The 24,112-nt window shown below is 44.2% G+C and carries 24 protein-coding genes and 1 pseudogene; 21 read left to right on the forward strand and 4 right to left on the reverse strand.

Translation table 11 applies throughout. From position 1 onward, the window contains the following. Positions 1-48: 48 nt before the first annotated feature. The 5 genes from OKX00_RS10855 (at position 49) to OKX00_RS10875 (ending at position 7,379) form a co-directional block, all read left to right on the forward strand. On the forward strand, positions 49-1,566 hold the full coding sequence (locus OKX00_RS10855) for a carboxypeptidase M32 (RefSeq protein WP_265410367.1): 1,518 nt from the start codon (positions 49-51) through the stop codon (positions 1,564-1,566). Between the two features lie 106 nt (positions 1,567-1,672). Continuing rightward, complete coding sequence (locus OKX00_RS10860; RefSeq protein ID WP_265410368.1) at positions 1,673-2,089, forward strand: CoA-binding protein; 417 nt, start codon at positions 1,673-1,675, stop codon at positions 2,087-2,089. A gap of 287 nt (positions 2,090-2,376) precedes the next feature. Next, complete coding sequence (parE, locus tag OKX00_RS10865; protein ID WP_256225906.1) at positions 2,377-4,353, forward strand: DNA topoisomerase IV subunit B; 1,977 nt, start codon at positions 2,377-2,379, stop codon at positions 4,351-4,353. Between the two features lie 3 nt (positions 4,354-4,356). Continuing rightward, on the forward strand, positions 4,357-6,795 hold the full coding sequence (gene parC, locus OKX00_RS10870; protein WP_265410369.1) for a DNA topoisomerase IV subunit A: 2,439 nt from the start codon (positions 4,357-4,359) through the stop codon (positions 6,793-6,795). Positions 6,796-6,878: 83 nt separating this feature from the next. After that, the gene (locus tag OKX00_RS10875) at positions 6,879-7,379 is read left to right on the forward strand and encodes a metal-dependent hydrolase (RefSeq protein WP_053358185.1); all 501 of its coding nucleotides are present in this window, start codon (positions 6,879-6,881) and stop codon (positions 7,377-7,379) included. A 40-nt stretch (positions 7,380-7,419) separates the two neighbouring features. Here the strand turns inward: OKX00_RS10875 and OKX00_RS10880 are convergent, their stop codons facing one another. Further along, positions 7,420-7,884, reverse strand: coding sequence for a DUF4395 domain-containing protein (locus OKX00_RS10880; RefSeq protein ID WP_322114363.1), 465 nt, complete (start codon positions 7,882-7,884; stop codon positions 7,420-7,422). Between the two features lie 103 nt (positions 7,885-7,987). Here OKX00_RS10880 and OKX00_RS10885 point away from each other — a divergent pair, with 103 nt between their 5' ends. The 4 genes from OKX00_RS10885 to splB all read left to right on the forward strand — a co-directional run bounded on the left by OKX00_RS10885 (position 7,988) and on the right by splB (position 10,418). Then, positions 7,988-8,269 carry a hypothetical protein gene (locus OKX00_RS10885; RefSeq protein WP_062235547.1) on the forward strand — a complete coding sequence of 94 codons (282 nt, stop codon included), beginning with the start codon at positions 7,988-7,990 and terminating at the stop codon, positions 8,267-8,269. A gap of 118 nt (positions 8,270-8,387) precedes the next feature. Continuing rightward, positions 8,388-8,930 (forward strand): GNAT family N-acetyltransferase, encoded by a 543-nt coding sequence (locus OKX00_RS10890; RefSeq protein ID WP_416054333.1) that lies wholly within the window; start codon positions 8,388-8,390, stop codon positions 8,928-8,930. A 202-nt stretch (positions 8,931-9,132) separates the two neighbouring features. Then, positions 9,133-9,375, forward strand: coding sequence for a transcriptional regulator SplA domain-containing protein (locus OKX00_RS10895; RefSeq protein ID WP_265410522.1), 243 nt, complete (start codon positions 9,133-9,135; stop codon positions 9,373-9,375). A gap of 14 nt (positions 9,376-9,389) precedes the next feature. Beyond that, positions 9,390-10,418 (forward strand): spore photoproduct lyase, encoded by a 1,029-nt coding sequence (gene splB / locus OKX00_RS10900; protein WP_265410371.1) that lies wholly within the window; start codon positions 9,390-9,392, stop codon positions 10,416-10,418. 41 nt (positions 10,419-10,459) lie between these two features. Here the strand turns inward: splB and OKX00_RS10905 are convergent. Further along, a pseudogene (locus tag OKX00_RS10905) lies at positions 10,460-11,376 on the reverse strand (helix-turn-helix transcriptional regulator). Between the two features lie 118 nt (positions 11,377-11,494). Here OKX00_RS10905 and OKX00_RS10910 point away from each other — a divergent pair. The 5 genes from OKX00_RS10910 (at position 11,495) to OKX00_RS10930 (ending at position 12,984) form a co-directional block, all read left to right on the forward strand. Next, on the forward strand, positions 11,495-11,980 hold the full coding sequence (locus OKX00_RS10910; protein WP_265410372.1) for a DinB family protein: 486 nt from the start codon (positions 11,495-11,497) through the stop codon (positions 11,978-11,980). Between the two features lie 26 nt (positions 11,981-12,006). Further along, entirely contained in the window at positions 12,007-12,168 is a 162-nt protein-coding gene (locus tag OKX00_RS10915; RefSeq protein ID WP_265410373.1) for a hypothetical protein, read from the forward strand. A gap of 12 nt (positions 12,169-12,180) precedes the next feature. Then, a complete protein-coding gene (locus tag OKX00_RS10920) occupies positions 12,181-12,342 on the forward strand; it encodes an alpha/beta fold hydrolase (protein WP_265410374.1) in 162 nt (53 codons plus the stop codon). Next, complete coding sequence (locus OKX00_RS10925) at positions 12,314-12,571, forward strand: alpha/beta fold hydrolase (RefSeq protein WP_265410375.1); 258 nt, start codon at positions 12,314-12,316, stop codon at positions 12,569-12,571. Before OKX00_RS10920 ends, OKX00_RS10925 begins: the two co-directional genes overlap by 29 nt. An 83-nt stretch (positions 12,572-12,654) precedes the next feature. Continuing rightward, a complete protein-coding gene (locus tag OKX00_RS10930) occupies positions 12,655-12,984 on the forward strand; it encodes an MGMT family protein (RefSeq protein WP_265410376.1) in 330 nt (109 codons plus the stop codon). A gap of 28 nt (positions 12,985-13,012) precedes the next feature. Here OKX00_RS10930 and OKX00_RS10935 read toward each other — a convergent pair whose 3' ends face one another. Further along, entirely contained in the window at positions 13,013-13,198 is a 186-nt protein-coding gene (locus OKX00_RS10935) for a ribbon-helix-helix domain-containing protein (protein WP_053358194.1), read from the reverse strand. Between the two features lie 20 nt (positions 13,199-13,218). Next, the gene (locus OKX00_RS10940; RefSeq protein WP_265410377.1) at positions 13,219-15,261 is read right to left on the reverse strand and encodes a molybdopterin oxidoreductase family protein; all 2,043 of its coding nucleotides are present in this window, start codon (positions 15,259-15,261) and stop codon (positions 13,219-13,221) included. A 227-nt stretch (positions 15,262-15,488) separates the two neighbouring features. Between OKX00_RS10940 and OKX00_RS10945 the strand changes: the two genes are divergently transcribed. The 7 genes from OKX00_RS10945 (at position 15,489) to OKX00_RS10975 (ending at position 24,104) form a co-directional block, all read left to right on the forward strand. Next, complete coding sequence (locus OKX00_RS10945; protein ID WP_082683454.1) at positions 15,489-16,223, forward strand: L,D-transpeptidase family protein; 735 nt, start codon at positions 15,489-15,491, stop codon at positions 16,221-16,223. 107 nt (positions 16,224-16,330) lie between these two features. Further along, complete coding sequence (locus tag OKX00_RS10950) at positions 16,331-17,386, forward strand: anthranilate phosphoribosyltransferase (RefSeq protein ID WP_265410378.1); 1,056 nt, start codon at positions 16,331-16,333, stop codon at positions 17,384-17,386. Between the two features lie 100 nt (positions 17,387-17,486). Further along, a complete protein-coding gene (locus tag OKX00_RS10955) occupies positions 17,487-17,795 on the forward strand; it encodes a DUF4870 domain-containing protein (protein ID WP_062235577.1) in 309 nt (102 codons plus the stop codon). Positions 17,796-18,079: 284 nt separating this feature from the next. Next, positions 18,080-19,636, forward strand: a complete 1,557-nt coding sequence (locus OKX00_RS10960; protein WP_265410379.1) for a PucR family transcriptional regulator — start codon at positions 18,080-18,082, stop codon at positions 19,634-19,636. A gap of 156 nt (positions 19,637-19,792) precedes the next feature. Beyond that, the gene (locus OKX00_RS10965; protein ID WP_265410380.1) at positions 19,793-21,256 is read left to right on the forward strand and encodes a CoA-acylating methylmalonate-semialdehyde dehydrogenase; all 1,464 of its coding nucleotides are present in this window, start codon (positions 19,793-19,795) and stop codon (positions 21,254-21,256) included. 16 nt (positions 21,257-21,272) lie between these two features. Then, positions 21,273-22,619, forward strand: coding sequence for an aspartate aminotransferase family protein (locus tag OKX00_RS10970; RefSeq protein ID WP_322114364.1), 1,347 nt, complete (start codon positions 21,273-21,275; stop codon positions 22,617-22,619). 594 nt (positions 22,620-23,213) lie between these two features. Next, on the forward strand, positions 23,214-24,104 hold the full coding sequence (locus OKX00_RS10975; RefSeq protein ID WP_062232482.1) for a nitrilase-related carbon-nitrogen hydrolase: 891 nt from the start codon (positions 23,214-23,216) through the stop codon (positions 24,102-24,104). The last annotated feature ends 8 nt before the right edge of the window (positions 24,105-24,112 follow it).

Consider the following 24,112-nt stretch of genomic DNA (forward strand, 5'->3'; position numbering starts at 1 on the left):
GGTTAGATGGTATGGTTAATTTACTTAAGTTTAGAGAGGAAGAACATAATGTCACAGACCTTGCAATCGGTAGAAAAGGAATTTCTTAATTACGTAAAAAAAATGACGCATATGAATGAAGCCATTGGTTTGATGTACTGGGATCTGCGTACAGGTGCGCCAAAAAAAGGAGTCAGCCAGCGTTCAGAAGTCATAGGTACGCTTTCTGCGGATGTATTTGCTATGTCCACATCAAATGAAATGAAAAAATACATAGAAGAACTTTCTGTAAGCTCCGTATATGATTCGCTCTCGGAAGTAACAAAAAAAACGCTGGATGAGGTCAAAAAAGATTATGACCGCAATACAAAAATTCCCGCAGATGAGTTTAAGGAATATGTGATTCTGCAGTCGAAAGCAGAAAGCATTTGGGAAGAAGCGAGGGCCAAATCTGATTTTGCTATGTTCCAGCCTTATTTGGAAAAGCTTGTGGAATTTAATAAACGCTTTATCGGATATTGGGGCTATGAAGGCAATAAGTACAATACCCTTTTGGATATGTATGAGCCTGGTGTCACTGTAGAAATTTTGGATGAGACGTTTGCTAAACTGCGCGACCGCATCGTTCCGCTCTTGCAGAAGGTGACCGAAGCTGGAAAGCCTGAGACGGCTTTCTTGTTTGAGGCGTTCCCTAAAGAGAAACAAAAGGAATTCAGTCTTCATGTCCTAAAAGAGATGGGATACGATTTTGAATCAGGACGTCTGGATGAAACGGTCCATCCGTTTGCTATTGGTTTGAATCCTGGAGATGTCCGTGTAACGACCCGCTATGTGGAAAAAGATTTCCGTACAGCGATTTTTGGTACAATTCATGAAGGCGGACATGCCCTATATGAGCAAAACCTATCAGAAGCACTCGTAGGAACACCGCTCAGCACGGGTACATCCATGGGCATACATGAATCACAGTCGCTGTTCTGGGAAAACTTCGTTGGCCGCCATCAAGGGTTCTGGAATCATCATTATGCTTCGCTCAAGCAATATGCAGGAAGCCAGTTCGATAATGTAGATCTGGAGAGTTTTTATAAAGCGATAAATGTAGTTGAACCTTCACTGATCCGTATCGAAGCAGATGAGATGACTTATCCTCTTCATGTCATTGTTCGGTATGAAATTGAAAAAGGTTTATTCAACGATGAAATTGAGGTGAAAGATCTTCCTCGTATCTGGAATGAAAAAATGCAGGAATATCTCGGAGTGAAGCCCCAGAATGACAGTGAGGGTGTCCTTCAGGATGTTCATTGGTCAGGAGGCAGCTTTGGCTATTTCCCTTCTTACGCATTGGGCTATATCTATGCAGCACAATTAAAAGAAGCCCTAATCCGTGATCTCCCTGATTTTGATCAGCTTGTTGAAAAAGGGGATCTTAAACCAGTTCAGGAGTGGCTGAGCAAAAATATCCACCAATACGGGAAAATGAAAAAACCGATGGAGATTCTTCAAGATGTTACAGGTGAGGGCTTAAATCCTGACTATTTGATCCGATATTTTGAAGAGAAGTATTCCTCGATCTATCATTTGAATTAGTCTTAAAACGTGCCAGCCTCATAACGGCTGGCATTTTCATGTGTTTGAAAATCGGATTTTAGGTTCATATATAGAGTATTGGTCGAAATCTTAAGGGGGAAACGGTATGCATTTTAAAAATCCGGCTGATCATGAAATCAGGGATATTCTCACATCAAAAAAGAGGATCGCTGTTGTAGGCCTTTCGGACAATCCCATGAAAACTTCTTACATGGTATCTTCGGTCATGCAGGATGCCGGCTATGAAATCATTCCGGTAAATCCGGCAGTTGATGAAGTACTAGGGGTAAAAGCGGTAAAAACATTGCAGGAGATTGAAGGTCATGTTGATATCGTGAATGTTTTCCGCAGAAGTGAATACCTGCTTGAGGTTGCGAAGGATGCCGTTGCCATCGGGGCAGATGTTTTTTGGGCACAGCTAGGACTTGCGAACGATGAAGCATATGACTATTTGAAGGAAAATCAAACGGTTTCCATAATGGATAAATGCATCAAAATCGAGTACGCCAGATTAGTCAGATAAGCTTGAACCACCCGATTTGATGGGGTGGTTTTTTGTGTAAACTCAAAAGGTTTTTGCACGATTGAAGCAGAAAAGTTAAAATAGAAAGCGGTCTATCATTTTTTAAGATGCAGGAAAGTATAAAATCAGCTGGCAGAGAAGGAATGTCTGGCTTCAGTTTAGGTCCTCGGAAGATGAAATATAAACACATTTCGTCCCAGGCCGCTTACGCTTTTCTTATCTGGAATAGAAACAAATGTTCTGGTATGATTAGTTACACTGCAAGTTTTTTGAAGGGAGAAAGTGTTTTGGCTAGTAAACCACATTTAGAATATAACGATGATGCCATACAGGTATTAGAAGGCCTTGAAGCGGTCAGAAAACGTCCTGGTATGTATATCGGGAGCACCGATAGCCGAGGATTGCATCATCTTGTTTATGAAATCGTAGATAATGCCGTCGATGAAGCACTCGCGGGGCACGGCAATAATATATATGTCACGATACATAAAGACAACAGTGTAAGCGTCAGAGACGAAGGAAGGGGTATGCCGACTGGTATGCATAGAATGGGCAAGCCGACACCGGAAGTAATCCTGACCATTCTGCATGCAGGGGGTAAATTTGGCCAGGGCGGATACAAAACGTCCGGCGGTCTCCATGGTGTAGGCGCCTCAGTCGTTAACGCTTTGTCTGAATGGCTCGAAGTGACGATTCACAGGAACGGTACGATCTTTCAGCAGCGATTTGAATTCGGCGGCAAGCCGGTTACAACACTCGAGGAAATCGGTACGACAAGAAAGACGGGGACGATCATTCATTTTAAACCGGATGCCTCGATCTTCAGCACGACCAATTATAACTATGAAACGCTTAGTGAGCGGTTAAGAGAAGCGGCATTCTTATTGAAAGGCGTAAAGATTGAACTGACGGACAAACGGACCGGACAGAGTGATACGTATCAGTATGAGTCAGGCATTGAAGCCTTCGTCACGTACTTGAACGAGGATAAAGATGTGCTGCACCCTGTAGTCAGTTTCGAAGGGTCTCAAAATGACATCGAAGTCGACTTTGCGTTTCAGTTTAATGACGGGTACGCAGAAAACGTCCTTTCGTTCGTTAACAACGTTCGCACGAAGGATGGAGGAACGCACGAATCAGGTGCTAGAACCGCTATCACACGGATCATGAATGATTACGCCCGAAAGGTATCTCTTTTAAAAGAACGCGATAAGAACCTGGACGGATCCGACATTCGTGAAGGCTTGACCGCTATTATCTCGGTCCGCATTCCGGAAGAAAAGCTTCAATTTGAAGGCCAAACGAAGAGCAAGCTTGGCAGCAGTGATGCCAGATCAAGCGTCGACAGCGTCGTTTCAGGCAATCTTTCGTACTTCCTTGAGGAAAACCCTCAGATCAGTGAAATGCTGATCAGGAAAGCCGTTAAAGCTGCCCAGGCACGGGAAGCAGCACGCAAGGCGAGAGAAGATGCGCGTAACGGCAAGAAGAACAAACGGAAAGACACGATGCTAAGCGGAAAACTGACTCCGGCAACCTCAAAGAACCCTGCCAAGAACGAACTGTATCTCGTAGAGGGTGATTCTGCCGGAGGTTCAGCCAAGCAGGGGCGTGACCGGCGTTTTCAAGCGATTCTGCCTCTAAGGGGTAAGGTCATCAATACAGAAAAAGCAAAACTTGCGGATATCTTTAAGAATGAAGAAATCAATACGATCATCCATGCACTTGGAGCAGGAGTAGGTTCTGATTTTACAGTGAAAGACCTTAATTATGAAAAAGTCATCATCATGACCGATGCGGATACGGATGGCGCGCATATCCAAGTCCTGCTGCTGACTTTCTTTTACCGTTATATGAAACCGCTGATCGAGAACGGAAAAGTATACATCGCTCTGCCGCCGCTATACAAGGTGAGCAAAGGAAGCGGAAAAAAAGAAATCATCGAATATGCATGGGATGATGATGAGTTAAAAACGGCGATAAAAAAGGTCGGAAAAGGCTATATCATTCAACGCTATAAAGGACTTGGTGAGATGAACGCTGATCAGCTCTGGGAAACAACGATGGATCCTGAAACTAGAACATTGATCCGTGTGAAGATCGACGATGCTGCCAGAGCTGAAAAAAGGGTTTCCGTACTGATGGGAGACAAGGTAGAGCCGCGAAGAAAATGGATTGAAGAACATGTTCAGTTCGGGTTAAACGAGGATACCAACATTCTGGATAATGAAAACATATCAGATCAGCAGTATCCTGAGGAGGTTTAGATTTTGTCATTAGTAGAACGATTTATGGATTTACCGCTCGAAGAGGTCATCGGAGACCGTTTTGGGAGGTACAGTAAATACATTATTCAGGACCGTGCATTGCCTGATGCCAGGGATGGCCTGAAGCCAGTACAGCGGCGTATTCTGTACGCGATGTTTCAGGAAGGCAACACCGCCGATAAACCGTACCGAAAATCAGCAAAAACTGTCGGTAACGTAATCGGGAACTATCATCCCCATGGAGATTCTTCCGTATATGAGGCGATGGTACGGATGAGCCAGGACTGGAAAGTTAGAAACGTGCTGATCCAAATGCATGGCAACAACGGAAGTGTTGACGGAGACCCGGCAGCGGCCATGCGTTATACCGAAGCAAGACTCGCTTCAATCTCTTCGGAACTGTTAAGGGATATTGAAAAAAACACGGTGGAATTCGCACCAAACTTTGATGATACGATTGATGAGCCTGTCGTACTTCCTGCAAGATATCCGAACTTGCTTGTCAACGGATCAACCGGTATATCTGCTGGATATGCTACAGACATTCCGCCACATCATCTTGGAGAAGTTATTGACGCTGTAACGATGCAGATCGCTAATCCCGACGTGACTCTCGATGAGCTGATGACGGTGATCAAAGGGCCAGATTTTCCTACAGGAGGAATCGCACAAGGAAAAGAAGGCATAAGAAAAGCGTTTGAAACAGGTAAAGGCCGTGTGATCGTACGCGCAAAGACTCGGATTGAAGATCTAAAGGTCGGAAGGCAGCAGATCGTTATTACCGAGATTCCTTTTGAAGTAAACAAAGCCAACCTGGTAAAACGGATTGACGAGCTACGGCTGGACAAGAAGGTTGAGGGAATTTCCGAAGTAAGGGATGAAACCGACCGTACTGGAATGCGTATCGTTATTGAACTGAAAAAAGACGGTAATGCTGAAGGCGTACTAGCTTTTCTGTTTAAGAATACGGACCTTCAGATCTCGTTCAACTACAACATGGTCGCCATCCATAATAAGACGCCGAAGTTGATGGGGCTCAAACAAATCATTTCAGCTTATATCGAGCACCAGAAAGAAGTTGTTACTAAGCGCTCCCAGTATGATCTTAACAAAGCGAAAGAACGCCAGCATGTCGTTGAAGGCTTGATTAAAGCGATCTCAATTCTTGATGAAGTCATCGCGATCATCCGCGGTTCAAAAGATAAGCGGAATGCGAAAGACAATCTTATTCAAAAATATTCCTTCACAGAAGCTCAGGCTGAAGCGATCGTTACATTACAGCTTTACAGACTGACGAATACGGACGTAACAACCCTTGAAAATGAAGCTTCAGAACTTGAAAAGAAAATTGCTTATTTAACAGGCATCTTAAACAGTGAAGCTAAATTGTTCAATGTAATCAAAAAAGAATTGGCTGAAATCAAAAAGAAATATAGTGATGAACGCCGAACGAAGATTGAAGATGAAATTGAAGAAATCAAAATCAATATGGAGGTCATGATTCCTTCAGAAGAAGTGATGGTCACCGTAACGAAAGACGGCTACTCCAAGCGTTCGTCCCTTCGTTCTTATTCCGCTTCAAACGGAGAAGCTCCTGGGATGAAAGAGACTGACCGCCTTCTGATGGCTGCTCAGCTGAACACAACCGATACTATATTGATTTTCACAAGCAAAGGAAATTACATTTTTATGCCGGTCTATGAGCTTCCGGAAGCACGATGGAAGGATACAGGCCAGCATTTGGCCAACATGGTTGGATTCGACCGTGATGAACAGCTGATTAAAGTCATACCTGTCAAGGAATTTCAGGAGAATCAATTCCTGGTCTTCTTTACGAAACAAGGGATGGCAAAGAAAACAGAGTTAATGCAGTATAAGGCACAGCGGTATAACAAGATGTTGATGGCTCTCAAGCTTAAAGGCGACGATGAATTGATCGATGTACACCTTACGAACGGCAGTGAGGATGTCTTTATTGCTACACATTATGGTTACGGTCTCTGGTTTGGTGAGGAAGAGATCAATGTGGTCGGACAGCGGGCTGCTGGAGTCAAAGGAATAAACCTTAAAGATGGCGATTTTGTTGTGAGCGGAAAAGCGCTGCCTGAAAAAGAAGCCAGCCAGCTTGTCTTAATTACACATCGCGGATCTGTTAAAAAAATGAAGATTACGGAATTTGATAAATCATCAAGAGCAAAACGCGGGCTTGTCATGCTGCGGGAACTGAAAAGCAATCCACACCGTGTCATCGGTCTGGAGCTGGCAAATGCAAATGCCAGTTATGAAGTAAAAACAAAGAACAACAGTGTCGTACTGGTTGAACCGGCAAAACTTAAAAATGCAGATCGGTATAATAACGGTTCATATGTCGTGGATATCAGTGATTCAGGTGAAGTGACAGAAGTATGGGAGCATGTCCGTACGGAAGAAAACAAAGAGTAGCAATTGCTGCTCTTTTGTTATTTCTCTCTACTAGTTAACCTGCATAAGATTATGTAAACTAACAACAAGAAAAAAGGTGAACGATGAAAGGGAACACACATTTAATGGGAGGTTTGGCAGCGGCAGCACTCGTAAACGAATGGATAGATGGACCAGCTTCCTTAGACCATCAGCTTGTCTTTTATGGAGCAGGACTTCTCGGCAGTCTGCTTCCAGACCTATGCCATCCTAATTCATGGGCTGGGCGAAAAACAAAGCTATTTTCAAAGTTTGTCAGCAAAACGTTTGGTCATCGAACGATTACACATAGCTGGCTGTTCATTGCAGCAGTCATCCTGCTTGCTGATGACCTCCATTCAACCTACAGTCTGAATCTGAAATATGGGTTACTCGCTGGTGTGATCAGCCATCTCATTCTGGATGCCTGCACATCCAGAGGCATTCAATTTTTGTATCCGATTCCTTTACGGTTTCGATCTCCGCTATATACCAAGACGGGCTCCAATACGGAAGCAGCTGTTTCAGGAATCTTAATGATCGCTGCTCTTATTCTACTAGCAAAACAGCATATATTAAACGTATAACAAAAAAGCAGCGTTCCATATATTCAGGAACGCTGCTTTTTTAATGGCTGGATGATCTGCGGTATTGATACTGCTGCCATTGAAAACGGATAAAGCACCCGATGCAAAATCCGAGGATCGCGATAAAAGCGGCAAAGAAAACCATAATCGTAAATACATAGGCAGCGATCGTGTAATGAAGGATATAAGAAAGATAAGCGAAGAAAAGGCATGCCACTGCAATCTTCTGGTTAAACTGCTGCTGATTCCATTCTTCCGGAACATAGGAAGAAGGTGGTTTTTGCAGAAACAGCTTTCCAAACTGCATGACCGGATTAAACCGGAACAAAAGTCCAGAGACACCTGCAGCGAGCGGGAGAAGAAGGGCCCATTCAAAGCCTGTCAACCAAACTGCCGCAACAGAAAGGACAATAAACCACTGATTAAGCCGTACTAAGGGTCGTGGAATAGAGACTGGAGGCTGGCGCATTTTAATATCCGACCTTTCTGATTGGAATATACACATTATAGCCGAAGCCAATGAGGGTGTTAAGTAAAATGTGCTGAAAGTAAGAATATACGAATAACTTTTCCTCCGAATGTCTATTATGGTTATAAAGGAGGCCGCAATGAAAAGATTAATAGATTTTGTTTGGGAGGGGCTAACGCTTCAGCATATGCCCTTAAGCCGGTTCATGATCCTTTATATTGTGCATTATGTTTTGCTCTTTCTTTTTTCAGTGACCTTATTTATTTTGTCATTTGGTGCACTGCTTTTATATAAATCGCTTCACACCATTCCTCCCTTTGGAGTTTGGGCAGGTATCATGGTGTCGGCTATTGCGGTTTTCTGTATTTTTATCATAGGCATCGCTACAGTAAAAAGAATGAAAAAACAAGTTACCACGTGAAAATTTTGTCCTTTTATGGTAATATTTAACTAGTAATTAATGAAGTAAAATAATAAAACAGACCGTCAGCTACATGTTTGAAGTTTCAAATGAGGTGCGCTTATAAGAGAGGGGGGATCTGTTGTTAGTGGCAAGAATATACATAAAGCCGTTCGCGATGGAAGATGCGGAGGCGCTGCTTGAATTGCAAAAGAAAAATCGTTGTTTTTTTGAGCGATTTTCCATGGGACGTCCCGACGATTTTTACAGTATAGAAGGCCAGCGGAAAAGGATAAAAGAATATGAACAATCTCAAAAAAATGATTCGGATTATCAGTTTGGTATATTTACAAAGAACAAGCATGCGCTAATTGGCACGATCAATCTTTTTCAAGTACTGCGCGGCTCCCTTAAGAGTGCGTTCATCGGATATTTCCTGGATCAGGAGCATAATGGTAAAGGGTACACGACAGAAGCAGCCAAGCTTATCGTACAGTATGCATTTGAAGAACTGAAACTTCACCGCATTGAAGCGGGAGTTATGCCTCATAACATAGGATCGATAAGAGTTTTGAAGAAGGCAGGTTTTCATAAAGAGGGCCTGGCCATTAAGAATGTAAAGATCAATGGAAAATGGGAGGATCACCAAGTCCTGGCCATCATTAATCCTCATGATGAATAGTTGAAGACTTTCCATAATGGAAGGTCTTTTTTAACATAAAGCTCTGTTAGTCAATGTTGTCGTTTTTTAGTGGGGTGTGATTGAACCGCCGGCTCTCATCATCGCCAGTCAACAATATGCTTTAACGAAGCCTAACATAAAAAGAGGAGCTTGGGGCAAGGATAGAAACGGAAAGCAATTTATCAGGAAGGAATGGATCAACATGCAAAAAAGGGAATATCAAGCCGGCGATCAAGTCTTTGTCATCTATAGAAACCCGCATACGCCGAATGTTGCAAACATTACGCAGGCTGAAATTGTCCAGCATCCTGAACATGAGAATGAAGTGGCGCTGTTTTTGCACGAGTCCTATCATCTTCTGGCCGAAGATGATGCTGTATATGACACCTTTGAAGAAGCAGAGCAGCAATATAAAGAAATCTTTGATTATGAACAGTATCAGTAAAGGGAGTGTAATTTTTGATTAAACCTTTTGTACCGCAGCTGGTATACATTGAACCGAGAGCGCTGGAGTACCCTCTTGGGGTTCAGCTGAAAAAGAAATTTGAAGATATGGGCCTCGAGATCCGGGAAACAACCTCACATAATCAAGTACGAAATATCCCAGGAGATAACGATCTGCAAAAATACAGGAATGCCAAATCAACACTTGTTGTGGGCGTGCGGAAGACTTTAAATTTTGATTCGTCCAAACCGTCAGCTGAGTATGCCATTCCCTTTGCCACCGGGTGCATGGGTCATTGCCACTACTGTTATTTACAGACAACGATGGGAAGCAAGCCTTATATCCGCACTTATGTGAACGTGGAAGAAATATTGGACCAGGCTCAAAAATATATGGAAGAACGAGCTCCGCAGATCACACGGTTTGAAGCTTCCTGTACGTCCGATATTGTTGGAATCGATCATTTGACACATACATTGAAGCATGCCATTGAATATTTTGGCCAGTCTGACCTTGGACGCCTTCGATTTGTAACCAAATTTCATCATGTCGATCATCTGCTGGACGCAAAACATAACGGACGCACGCGATTCCGTTTCAGTGTGAATGCTGACTATGTGATTAAATATTTTGAACCGGGAACATCCCCTCTCGACATGCGGATCGAGGCTGCAAAGAAGGTCGCTGAAGCAGGATATCCTCTTGGATTTATCGTCGCTCCCATCTATATTCATGAAAGCTGGCAGGAAGGCTATCGCCAGCTGTTTGAAAAGCTGGATGCCGCACTTCCCCAAAGTGCCAGGGATGATATTACATTTGAGATGATTCAGCATCGCTTTACAAAGCCTGCCAAACGCGTCATCGAGAAAAACTATCCTAAAACAAAGCTTGAGATGAACGAAGAAGAGCGGCGCTACAAATGGGGCCGTTACGGAATCGGAAAATATATCTACAGCAAAGAAGAAGAGCTCGAACTGCGGGAAAGTTTGGAGTCAGACATCGACAAATACTTTCCTAATGCGAAAATTGAATACTTTACGTAACTAAAACCAGGCCTGGTTTCAAAATGGGCCTGGTTTTCTTTTCATTTATAAAGGTCCAATAATTCCCTCAGCCGGATCCTCATGAGCTCCAGCAAATCTTGAGGCTGCTTTACCCTCGCTTTTTTACCCATTCCAATAAAAAATTCCGCAAAATAGTCCAAATCGGTTATTGGAATTGGACACTCCAGCCATCCTGTGCCATCTTTTCGTGTCTTTAGCTGGGGTGCGGCCCAAATTTCTGATTCACACTGCTGGACACCTTCCTTGTTCAGTTCAACAATAAGCTTGACCAGTTTTTCTCCCGGCTGGTTGTAGGATCTTCTGTTTCCCAGGTGAAGCGAGGAAGAGTCCATCGGTCCCATTTTTTTCGATGGATCGCCAACATTATGAATGCGGTCGCAGCGGAAGAGCCGAAAATCGTTGCGGAGGAGCTCGCATAAATTCCGATCGGCTGAATCTCCCTTTTTGTGGTTTCACCTCTTGATGCATACTCTACCTCAATTACCTTTTGCTGGATGGACGCCTTCAGAAGAGCAGACAGATAGGGAGATTTTGAGCTCCGATGCGGGGTGATGATGTCTACACGATTCTTCATCTCATCAATCCAGTCCCTGACTTCACCGGACATATAAAAATAAAACTTGTTTAGCGCTGAAGAGTATTCCGTTTCAAACGGCAATGATAAAAAATGGCGCAGGGCGTGGCCTGTAAAAAAAATGGAGGCTGCCTCTTCTTCCGTAAACGCGATGGGGGGCAGTATCCGTTCATTCAGCACCTGATAGCCTCCATGAGGGCCTACTTCTGAATACAGAGGGACACCCAGCTCGCTTAGCTCTTGCAAATCGCGGAGGATCGTGCGCTGTGAGACGCCGAATTCCTGAGCCAGTTCTTTTACAGTAAACTTTCTTCTTCGGTTTACAGTCATCATTAATTCCAGGATACGCTTCGATTTTGAAATCTTAATTTTCCCCATATTTTATTTATGACATTCCCTGTCACTATTATAAGCTACAATGAAATCACAACAAGTGAATAAGCGCTTAAGGAAATCAAAAAAGGGAAATGGAGTGAGCAAAATGCAGGAAATTAAGGAATTGAAAGAGATGCTTCTCGAAGAATTGGACCTGATTGTAAGAACTTCAACAAATTTAATCGGTAAAATATCAACGAACCACTTGGATTACCGGCCAAGAGATAACATGAGATCTTTGCATGAACTGGTGCTGCATCTCGTTTCCGTGCCTTCTACTGACCTTCTGATCCTACAGGAGAAAGGCGAAGAAGAGGTGCGGGAACTTGAAGCGAAGGCTGCCGCTGATCACGAGCCAGAACAATGGATCGCGAGAATGAAAAACGGGCTGAAGGATGTAAGAAGCTACATGGAACAGCTGCCGGATGAAGAATTTCTTCAAAAGAAAACGAAGCCGTTTTATTTAGATCACGGGACTGTGCAAGCCAAATGGCTGATCGAAATCGTAACGCACGCTCAGCATCACCGGGCGCAGCTGTTTAACTATTTGAAGCAACAAGGATATGAAGTCAACATGTTTGATCTGTATTGAGCGAACAATTGGAAAGAAGGTGATGCATGATGATCAAAAAGAAAACAAATTATAAACGGTTGTTCTTCGATGGGCCGGACACAAGACTATCCTACTTGGACTTTGGCGGGGAAGGAACGACTATTCTCGCATTGCACGGACACATGAATGAGGGGCGCTTTGCAGAAGGATTAGCCGAACTTATTTAGGAAGCCTGCCGTATGATTTCGCTTGATCAGAGGGGGCACGGTGAATCCGGCCGTCCGTCAAGCTATGAAAATGACTTGTATGTTGAAGACGCGATTGCTCTGCTGAATCATCTCAACATTGAAAAGGTAGGGGCTTCCATTCGACGTGGGGGACATCCTCCGCTCACAACGTGAACTAAACGGGGACTATTGGAAAGAATGGACCGTCTCAAGCGTTCCGGCCTTATTGAAGAGAGTGCTATCATCTGAGCATGCTCAGGAAATGGTGTCAAAAAGACCGAACACAGAGCTTGTTAGTATTGAAGCTGGCCATGCGGTCTATTTTGACAATCCTGAATGTTATCGAGAAGAGATTATTAACTTTATGAGTAAGCGTGGATTTATCAAAGAACGGCAGATTTAGTTTTTTAGGTACAGCTCTCACTGGGTTGTACCGAATTTTTGTTGTACACTAACAGTAAACCTCTCGTTGAAAGGGATGTATCTATGACGTTTACTGACCGGGCACTTCTTATCATAAAACAAATACCTGAAGGAAAAGTCATGACTTATGGACAGATCGCCCGCCTCGCTGGAAGTCCCCGCGGTGCAAGACAGGTTGTGAGAATTCTTCATTCGATGAGTAAAAAGCATCGCCTTCCTTGGCATCGGGTCATCAATGCAAAGGGAGAAATCGGGTTTACAGACGAAGAAATGCACACTGTCCAACGGTTTTTTCTCGAGAGTGAAGGGATATCTGTTTCATCAGATGGCAGGATCAATCTTCAATTGTACTTGCATCAGCCTGAAACAAGCAAAAGGATGTACACCTCATGAGCGGGGCGTACATCCTTTATTTTTTTGCTTATTTTGAAGTCCTCTTATTTTTATATTTTTCTAGTACGTGCCTCATGCCTTCTTCTAGAAGGTCGTTTGCAGGTCTGTCAAGCTTTGCTGCCAATGCTTTTAATTCCTTATACAATGACTGGCTCAAAGTCGTATTCACGTTCTTTCGGTCATCATTTTTTGGCCGGATGCTGCTCTGATACATCGTTTCCTCCTATTGGTTATTTATTGTATTTTTTCAATACTGATCCGTCCGGAGAAGAAAGTCGCACCGCCGCCCATATCGGCGACCCGGTCAGGCGTTAGAACGTTGACTAACTGTTTTGTACCAGGAAGGTCTGCCCAAAGCCCCTGTGTAACCGCTACTCCGGACAGAACGTTTTCACCGATGGATGCCTGCAGCAAGCATTCTCCACGTTTGTTCCATATTCTTACCATTTCTCCGTTTTCAATGTCCAGTTCAGCTGCGTCTCTCGAATTGATATGCACCTGAGGTGTTTTTTCCAACTGGATATGTTTATCGTTATTACTGAACGTCGAGTTTAAGAAATTATGATTGGGTCCCGATACGAATAAAAATGGATGATCACCGTCAGCAGGAAGTGGAATATACGTCGGCAGTGCTGGGTAGCCGTCTTCCTCCATCTTTTTGGAATACAGCTCGATTTTCCCGCTTGGTGTCGGCAGTCTTCCTGGAAACAATGGTGTGTTTTTTGCTTTGACAAACTGATTTTCTTTTAACGCCTGCAAATCAATGTCTTCAATATATGAATTGGCCGGGTAATGGAACGCCTGTTCAATCATTTCTTCATCAGAATCTGTAAACACATCATCCTGGAACCCCATCGCTTCGGCCAGTAGGCGGAAAACATCGGGATTGGACTTGCTTTCCCCATATGGCTCGATTACAGGTTCCTGTATCTGAGTGTATTTGTGCCAGTAGGACGTATAAAAATCCGTGTTTTCAAACGATGAGGTAGCGGGCAGCACGATGTCCGCATAGGATGCTGTTTCGGTCAGGAACAGATCGTGAACGACAATGAACAGATCTTCCCGTTCCAGCCCTTTGCGTACTTTATTCCCTTCCGGAGCTACTACAGCTGGATTGCAATTGTATACAAACATCGATGAGATGGGCGGCTTTAAGTCAAGCAAAGCACTTCCGATCTGGTTCATGTTAATGACGCGTGTCCCTTTATTCTCAAGCAGATCTGGCCGTTGAACCGCTGCTGTATTGTGGGCAAGGTAGCCGGAGTTTCCTTTTATCGCGCCACCGCCTTTTACAATCCATTGCCCTGTTATGGCTGGAAGGCATGCGATGGTACGGACAGACATACCGCCGTTGTCATGATGCTGCAGACCGTTTCCGATGCGGATAAAAGAAGGTGAGACTGTACCGTATAGCGCTGCAAGTTCCTTTAAATCGTCAACCGGGATTCCGGTAATTGCTGCTACGGTATGGGGATCATATTGTTTTACATGTTCCCGGAGTTCCTGATAGCCGATGGAGTATTCTTGCAAGAACTCCAGATCCGCCAGGCCATCTTCAAAAAGGAGGTTCATCAAGCCGAGAGCAAGAGCACTGTCTGTTCCCGGAAGAATAGGAATAAACCAGTCTGCTAGAATACCTGTCCGGTTCTTATGGACATCAATAACGACGATTTTTGCTCCGTTTTTTCGTGCTTTTTGCGCCAGTGCGACTTGATGCATATTGGTGCTGACTGCATTTATCCCCCAAAAGATGATTAATTTTGAATGGATGGTGTCTTCAGGATCGATTCCAAAGCTTCCTCCCATTGTGTATTTATAGCCAACGGATCCTGCCACTGAACAGATAGTCTGGTCCAGGCGGCTGGCACCGAGACGGTGAAAGAAACGCCTGTCCATGCCTTCAGCGCTCAATATCCCCATGTTTCCATAAAAACTGTAGGGAAGAATGCTCTCAGGACCCGCAGATGCTATAAGATTCTTCCATTTGGAGGCGATTGATTCTATTGCCTCGTCCCATGTTATTGGTTCAAATTGCCCCGACCCTTTAGGGCCTGTCCGTTTTAAAGGAGTGGTCAGCCGCTTCGAATCATAGATTCGTTCCGGCATATTTCTTACTTTGTTGCAGATGTTCCCTTTTGTAACGGGATGATTTGGATCTCCCTGAACTCTCGTTATTTTCCCATCTGTTTTATGTAGAAGCAGACCGCATTGATCCGGACAATCCAGAGGGCAGACTGAGGGGAATATGCCATTCTGCTGTTTCTTGAAGGTGCTCATGGTTTACTCCTTTCATCCTCTTGTTTATCTAAGGATAAGATCAATTCACCAGATTATCAATGACTTCTTTCCAAAAGAAAGAGGGTTGGTAACTTTAACAAGATACCGAAGAAGCGGTTTTCATTGAAATGAAATAAATTTGTAAAAATTGTAATCTTAATCCTGCGGAGGAGCATATGATTTATTGTTTGGCAACAAACGTAAATTTAAAGTAAGGAAGGGAACAGATGAAGAAATTTTTAGCGCTCCTCTTAACGTTCAGTTTTGTGTTGTTTTTTGCTCAGCCTGCCAGTGCAGCTGGAGTAAGCCAATTCATTATCATCAACAAATCAAAGAATGAACTGGCCTACTATGAAAACAGCAGGCTGAACAGTGTGTTCAAAGTGGCTACTGGCCGAGAAAGGTCTTTTACGCCTGAAGGAAAGTTCAAAATTGTAAACAAAATCGTTAACCGGCCGTACTACTCTGGCCATATTCCTGGAGGAGATCCGAGGAACCCGCTTGGAAACCGCTGGATGGGATTAAATGCCAGAGGGACATGGGGTACCACTTACGCTATTCACGGAAACAACAACCCGAATTCCATTGGCACCTATGCCAGTGCCGGCTGTATCCGCATGTACAACAACGAAGTACAGTGGCTCTTCAGTAAGGTGAAAGTGAATACACCTGTGGTGATAGCGAGTTCGAGCAAATCTTATGATTCCATAGCAGCGGCAAACGGTCTGAAACCATCCTCACTTCCTGCGAACTCCTCTGGGAACCTGAAGCTTGGGAGCAAAGGAACCGAAGTGAAAGAGCTGCAAAGAACACTTACCAATAAAGGTTACAGTACGAAAGGGATCGACGGCATCTTCGGGAAAAATACAGATTCGGCTGTACGCAAGTACCAAAAGGCAAACAAACTGAAAGTCGACGGAATTGTGGGACCGGCAACCAAAAAAAGGCTGGGAATGCTGTAATAGAGAAACAGGAAAAGAGATTCTTAAACTGAATCTCTTTTTTTATTTTCCTTTCAGGCTAAAAAATGAGATAATTCTAAAATTAACAGATATGAGAGGTGACGGATATGCAGCAATGGATTAAAGAAGTAGGACGAGGAAAGCGGGGTGCCAAAGACCTCACATATGAAGAGGCGCTTAAAGCTGCTGCGTGCATTGCTTCAGGGGTGGCAACGGATGCCCAAATCGCCGCATTTTTTATGGCCGAACGCATCAAGATGGAAACTCCGGATGAACTTCTCGCTTTCATTCATGAATTCCGAAACCATACCGAGCATTTGACGCAGCAGACCACTCGAAAGATCCTCGACTGCGGAGGCCCTTATAATGGCAGAAACTCATTTGCCGCCACGATTCCTGTAAGTATCCTGTTATCACAGCAAGGATTGCCAGTGTTTCTGCATGCGGATGAATCGCTTCCTCCTAAACACGGAACTTCATTAAAAACAATATTGGAACACTTAAAGGTCCCGATCGCGCATAGCTTGGAAGAAGTGGAATCTTCTCTTGATCAGACAGAGATCGGGTTTGGGTGGACGGAAAAGTTTTGTCCACCGCTTGGTTCATTAAGAAGAATACGCAAAGAAATCGGCGTGCGGACAATCATGAACACGGTTGAGAAGCTGCTGGATATTTCGAGTGCCAAATACATTATCCTTGGTGTTTTTCATCGATCCGCAGTCAATAAGATCATACCCAGCCTTCAGCGGCTAACCTATGAAAAAGCATTTATCGTGCAGGGGGTGGAAGGTTCAGAAGATCTGCCTGTACACCGAAGCAGCTTTATTTATGAAGTAACCCAAGAGAAAAGTGAATCTATCATTATCAATCCGGAGGACTATGGATTAAAGCATGCAAAGGAAGTAAACAAAGAGAACCTGACTCCTGATGTGCAATGTACAACTATTCAAAGAGTACTAGCAGGAGAAAAATCAGGAGAGATTGCCCCTTATCGGAATCAAGTGGTTCTAAACGCAGGGCTGCGCTTCTATATACTTGGGCATACCTCTTCCATGGCCGAAGGAACGGCACTGGCAGAACAGCTGCTGAATGCCCATAAAGGAATGGAGCAGCTTCAGCGCTGGCAGCATCAAGCACATTCCGCTTATACTCATAAGACTTGAGGCGTATGTAAAATTAGACTCAAGGCGAGTTACAAAATGGGGGGGAATCAAATAAACTAAACATATAGTTTATTACAGCAGAAAAAGGAGTTTATGATAATTGGAACATAAAGGGCTTCGAATTCTTATTCACGCCAGTACGTGGTTTGCACCTATACTCGTACCGCTGATCGTTTACCTTTTGATATCTGATCGGGAAGTGAAAAGCCTGGCGCTTCAAGCTGCGCTCTTCCATATTGTAATTGGGGTGTTAATCGCTATCTCGGCATTCTTCTCATGGGTACTCATCGGTTTGCCATTCTTGATTGTTTTTGGATTAATGGCAATTATCGCCCCTTTAGTGGGGATTTTCCGTGCATTAAATGACCGGCCTTACCAATATCCGATAGTTGGTTCTTGGGTAAAATAATATTTTGAGGAAAAAGGAGCTGCTGAAGGTCAATTTTCGACTTTCAGGACAGCCCCTTTTCTATTTCAAAAGATCGACCTTCTCTAGTTTCTTTACATGGGGCAACATAGGATTCAATATTTCAGTCCATACTGGCTGCAGCTGCACACTTACATATGACAACGACTTGTATGATAATTTTGAAATGGATAATCATTACCCCAAACGGCTTCGCCTATTGTACAATAAAAGAGTGAAAAATAAAAGAATTCTGACAGAAATGAGGTGCCGGTATCGTTCTTCATTTGAAAATTACTGTGAATGATGTACTGGAGAGAACAACCTTCTCTAAAGCGAAAGTGGCTGCCGGCAGCAAAGGGCTGAACCGTCTCGTCAAATGGGTTCATGTGATGGAGGTCGCTCAGATCGGAAATCTCCTCAACGGAAACGAGCTAATTCTTTCGACAGGTATGGCATGGAAAGACAACGAACAAGCCTTTCTTTCATTTGTGCTGGAACTTATTGAGCTGAATGTTTCTGGTTTATGCATCGAGCTTGGAACTCAACTGTCGGCTGTGCCGGCATCGGTTCTTGAAGCTGCTGAAAATCACGGGCTTCCCATCATATTGTTTGAAGAAGAAGTCCGTTTCATCGATATTACCCAGGACTTGCATACTTATCTCATCCAGCAGCATTTTAAGATGATCGCAGAGCTTGAGAGTTTTTCACAAGCGCTGAATCAGCTGCTGCTGAGCTCAAATCCACAGGAAAATATACTTAAACTTCTCCACCAATCCGTCAAGTTGCAGGTGGTTTTTATACACAGCCAGAAAAACGTGACACTGTTCCCTGCCGTGGATTCTCCAGAGCAGGAAGAATGGCTGGATTTTATTGAAAAAAACCAGGAAAGCTCCTCTGTGGTAAGGCAGCCCATCCAGGCACTTGACCATCTATTCGCAGAGCTGATTCTCTGTTCGAAAGACCAGCCGATTACTGATCTGCACATCCTCCTGGCAGACCGGACGGCTACAGCCCTTGCCAACCAGCTGCTCCGGGAGATGTATACCGCTGAAAAAAAGAGAGCGGAAGAAAACAGCTGGATGCAAGAGTGGCTGGAGGGACGCCACCGTGACGAGGAGATCGAAAAGCATCTTGTATATTTGGGAATGAAAGGCCGGCATCAAGGGGCGTCTGTTTTTTGTGTTGAATTGGAAAACGGAGAGGCCGGTTTTACTGAAACACAATATCCGTACATACAGATTGTTATCCGGTCCATTTTCGAACCACTCGGTTTTTATATCCTGCCCTATGTAAAAAGCGACCATCTCATCTTTATCCTCATTAATCTTAGGGATGCTTCTTCATACAAAGAAAGGGTGCGCAAAGGAATCCATCTGGCAAGGGAAAATCAGAATATTCCTTTGCTCTTTATGGCGGTCGGTAAATGGATAAGCAGACTAAGTGCACTGGATAAAAGCTATGATACAGCTCAGAAGGCGTTAATGCTTCAAACCAAACTTGCAAAAGGAAAAATCAGTCCGCTTTATGACGATCTCCACATGTACCGCCTGATTTCCATGATTCAGGACAAGCAAGAGCTCGATGATTTTATTCAAGATTATCTCAAGCCTGTGATTGAATACGACACAAAAAATAATACAAGACTTCTGAACACACTGAAGGTATTTTTAATGTACAACGGTTCCAAGCAAGAAACAGCCGGCCATCTTTTTATCGTCAGGCAGACCTTGTACCACAGGATTAAGCAGCTGGAGGAATTGCTTGGCAAAGATTTTATGGAACCCGGAAAGCGCCAAGCCCTTGAATTTGCCGCGATGGCTCATGAATATATGGAACTGTAGAGGCTGAACCTATATCAGTCTCTTTTTATTTACCATTATGTATACCAATTAAGGGAAACCATTTTACGTTATGTCTAATGAAAGTTGTGTATTATACAGATATAATAGAATTGGAAAGTTTAGAATATTTTAAAAATTGTTACGGGAGGTAATTTTATGACAGTGTTGACAAATAAAGCTCAAACGCTTAAAAATTTCGTAAAAGGCCAGTGGGTGGATTCATCGGCCTCTGAATTTCTCGATGTGCCCAACCCGGCTACGGGTGAAGTTCTTGCGAGCGTGCCAATCTCGACGAAGGAAGAGGTAGGACAGGCAGTGCAGGCAGCGAAAGAAGCGTTTAAAACTTGGAAGAAGGTTCCCGTGCCAAAGCGTGCCCGAGTATTATTTAAATACCAGCAGCTGTTAACAGAAAACCACGAAAAGCTCGCACAGCTTGTCGTTATGGAAAACGGCAAAAGCTATAAAGAAGCCTATGGGGAAGTACTTCGCGGCATTGAATGTGTTGAGTTTGCCTGTGGAGCTCCATCCCTTATAATGGGTGAGTCCCTTGGCAGTATCGCTGAAGACATTGATTCAGAAATGTTTAGATATCCGCTTGGTGTTGTAGGAGGCATAACACCTTTTAACTTCCCGATGATGGTGCCATGCTGGATGTTTCCGCTGGCGATCGCATGCGGAAACACGTTTGTACTGAAGCCTTCTGAAAGAACACCAATTCTTGCTAACCGTCTTGCAGAGCTATTGGCAGAAGCAGGATTGCCAGAAGGAGTCTTCAATATTGTCCATGGTGCCCACGATGTCGTTAACGGACTGATTGAGCACGAAGATGTGAAAGCGGTTTCGTTCGTCGGCTCTCAGCCAGTGGCGAAGTACGTCTATGAAAAAGCAGCAGCTAAAGGAAAAAGAGTTCAGGCATTATCAGGGGCAAAGAATCATCATATCGTCTTGCCGGATGCTGATCTGGATAAAGCGGTCCAGAACGTCCTAAGTTCCTCGTTCGGAAGTGCTGGCCAGCGTTGTATGGCGTGCAGCGCTGTCGTATTAGTCGGCCATCAGGATACCTTTGTTCAAGCATTAAAGGATAAAGCGGATGAAATGAAAATGGGATATGGCATGGATGAGGATGTTCTGCTGACACCGATCATCCGTCAGAGCCACCGTGAAAAAGTATTGGGCTTAATCGAAAAAGGCAAGGAAGAAGGCGCTGTATTAGTGCGGGACGGAAGAGAAGATATGGGCGACCATGCTGACGGAACATTTCTTGGGGCAACGATTTTTGACCAGGTAACACCTAATATGATGATTGCTCGGGAAGAGTTGTTTGCTCCGGTTCTCAGTATTCTTAGGGCTGCCGATTTGGATGAGGCGCTGGAAATTGTCAACACATCAAGGTTTGGAAACTCAGCTACCCTCTATTCACAGGATGCAAAAGCTGTGCGCCAATTCCGTGAAGAAGCTGAGCCTGGCATGCTTGGCGTTAATGTTGGTGTGCCAGCTCCAATGGCATTCTTTCCGTTTTCCGGGGCAAAGGATTCGTTCTATGGAGATCTGCATGCGAACGGTAAGGACGGCCTAAACTTTTTTACAAAGAAAAAAATGATCACTTCCCGTTTTGTTTAATTTGAGAGGAGAGACTGTGATGCAAACCGAGCAAAGGGATCTTCTTCAGCAAAAAGATGAACAGTACATCTGGCATTCTATGAAACGGTATAACCCTTCTACCATGGTCGTGAAATCAGCAGACGGATCATGGATTACAGACAATGAAGGCAAAAAATATCTGGATGGAATGGCAGGTCTGTGGTCAGTCAATGTGGGATACGGGAGAAAAGAGCTTGCCGAAGCGGCTTACAGCCAATTAAAAGAGCTGCCTTATTACCCCCTGACACAAAGCCACCAGCCAGCCATAGAATTAGGTGAAAAACTGAATCAATGGCTTGGCGGTGACTATGTTATTTTTTTCTCAAACAGCGGATCAGAAGCAAATGAGACAGCCTTTAAGATCGCAAGGCAGTACCATCAGCAGAAGGGCGAGCAAGGACGCTGTAAATTCATTGCCCGCTACCGAGGATATCATGGCAACTCCATGGGTGCTCTTGCGGCAACCGGGCAGGCGCAGCGTAAGTACAAATACGAACCGCTCGGACAGGGCTTTCTCCATGTTGCTCCACCTGATAGTTACCGGTTCCCTGATTATCATAATGCCGAGTCTTACAGTGAAGAATGTGCTTCTGAGATTGACCGGGTGATGACATGGGAGCTTTCGGAAACCATTGCGGGTGTCATTATGGAACCGATCATTACTGGGGGCGGTGTCCTCATCCCGCATGATTCCTATATGAAAAAAGTAAAAGAAATCTGTGAAAAACACGGTGCCCTGCTCATCTCTGATGAAGTCATCAACGGTTTTGGACGGACGGGTAAGGCGTTCGGTTTCATGAATTACGGCGTGCAGCCTGATATTGTGACCATGGCAAAAGGGATTACAAGTTCTTACTTGCCGCTGTCTGCAACAGCTGTAAAACGTGAGATCTACGAGGCATTTAAAGGAGACGGAGAGTATGATCACTTCCGCCACGTCAATACGTTTGGAGGAAATCCGGCTTGCTGTGCAGTCGCCCTTAAAAACCTGGAGATCATGGAAAACGAAAATCTGATCGACCGCTCCAGAGAGAAGGGAGCAGAGCTATTAAAGGAGCTGTCTGAACTTGAAGCACATCCTTATGTTGGAAACGTCCGAGGGAAGGGACTGCTGTTCGGCATAGAGCTTGTTCAGGATAAAAGAACGAAAGTACCGCTGTCAGTAGACCAGGTTAACGGAGTCATCAGTGCATGCAAGGCGAAAGGACTCCTGATTGGCAAAAACGGAGACACGGTTGCGGGCTTTAATAATGTGCTTACTCTTGCTCCCCCTCTGAATATTACGGATGAGGATGCAGCCTTTCTTGTAAAAACACTGAAAGAAGCCATCTTTACCCTTTAAATTTGGCTGTTTTCGTAACCTTTGTTGCCCTTGGGAGTGGTTGATTTCCGTTTCAGGCTGCTCCCTTTCCGCGGGGCGTGCGCTGAACCCCTCGGCGCAAGCGCCTGCGGGTTTCACCTGTCACGCTAGTCCCGCAGGACAAGGAAGGCTTTGGCAGCGTTATATCGCACGAAGAAAATGTGACGTTCATTTTCGAGGAGTCTCGCACCTTCCACTCCAATCAACTTGTCAATGAAGCTCTTTACAAAAATGTTTCCAAAGCAACAATCTTTTAGAAATGAACCTTAAATTTTCATCATGGCTCCCAGCTAAAGGAGACATGGTGTTTCCTTCAAAGGTGAAATTAACATAGTGTAACGAAAAGCAGCTCCAACATTTGACGGAATGTATAATGAAAATTTGTTTGAAAGCATGTATAGTAAAAATATTCAGAATTTTAGAATGATTACATAGTGTTCATGGAGAATGTTATTACGTAAGACCAGATTGTACCCTTCCGCTAACATGAAAATCTGTTTCATGCCTCATCGTTGTTCAACATCCATCTTATTGTTTTTTAGATACTTTAACCAACTAAATAAAAGGGGAGATATGATGTCAAACATGGTTAAGATTGGTCTCATTCAAGCTTCCAATGAAGCAGATGGCAATGAATCCGTGTCGGTTCACAAGGAACAGGCGATTGAAAAGCATATCAAACTCGTAAGGGAAGCCGCAGAAAAAGGAGCTCAAATCATCTGTTTGCAGGAGATTTTTTATGGTCCTTATTTTTGTACGGAACAAAATGCCAAATGGTATGATGCGGCGGAAGAAATTCCGAACGGCCCGACTACCAGCAGATTTCAGGCATTGGCACGTGAATTGGGCACCGTGATTGTGCTTCCAATCTATGAAAGAGAAGGGATTGCAACCTATTACAATACAGCTGCAGTGATTGATGCAGACGGCTCCTACCTTGGCAAGTACCGAAAACATCATATTCCACAAGTGAACGTTGGCCATGAAGGCAACGGTTTCTGGGAGAAATATTACTTTAAACCCGGTAATCTTGGATACCCGGTTTTTGACACGGCGTTTGCCAAGGTAGGGGTTTATATATGCTACGACCGCCATTTTCCGGAGGGAGCTAGACTTCTAGGGTTAAACGGTGCTGAAATCGTGTTTAACCCTTCTGCCACGGTCGCTGGCCTTTCAGAATACTTATGGAAGCTCGAACAGCCGGCTCATGCGGTTGCCAACGGATATTATATCGGAGCGATCAACCGTGTAGGAACGGAAGGTCCATGGAACCTTGGCGAGTTTTACGGTCAATCATACCTTTGCGATCCGCGTGGGAATTTTGTAGCCATGGGCAGCCGTGATCAGGATGAAGTGGTCATTGGTGAGATGGACAAGGAATTGATCCGTGAAGTAAGAAATACCTGGCAGTTCTTTAGAGACCGACGTCCTGAAACCTATCAGGAAATGACTACGCTTTTGCCTTAATTCCAAAG

This window comes from Fictibacillus sp. KU28468, assembly GCF_026153615.1.
In the GTDB taxonomy this organism is placed as follows: Bacteria; Bacillota; Bacilli; order Bacillales; family Fictibacillaceae; genus Fictibacillus_C; species Fictibacillus_C marinisediminis.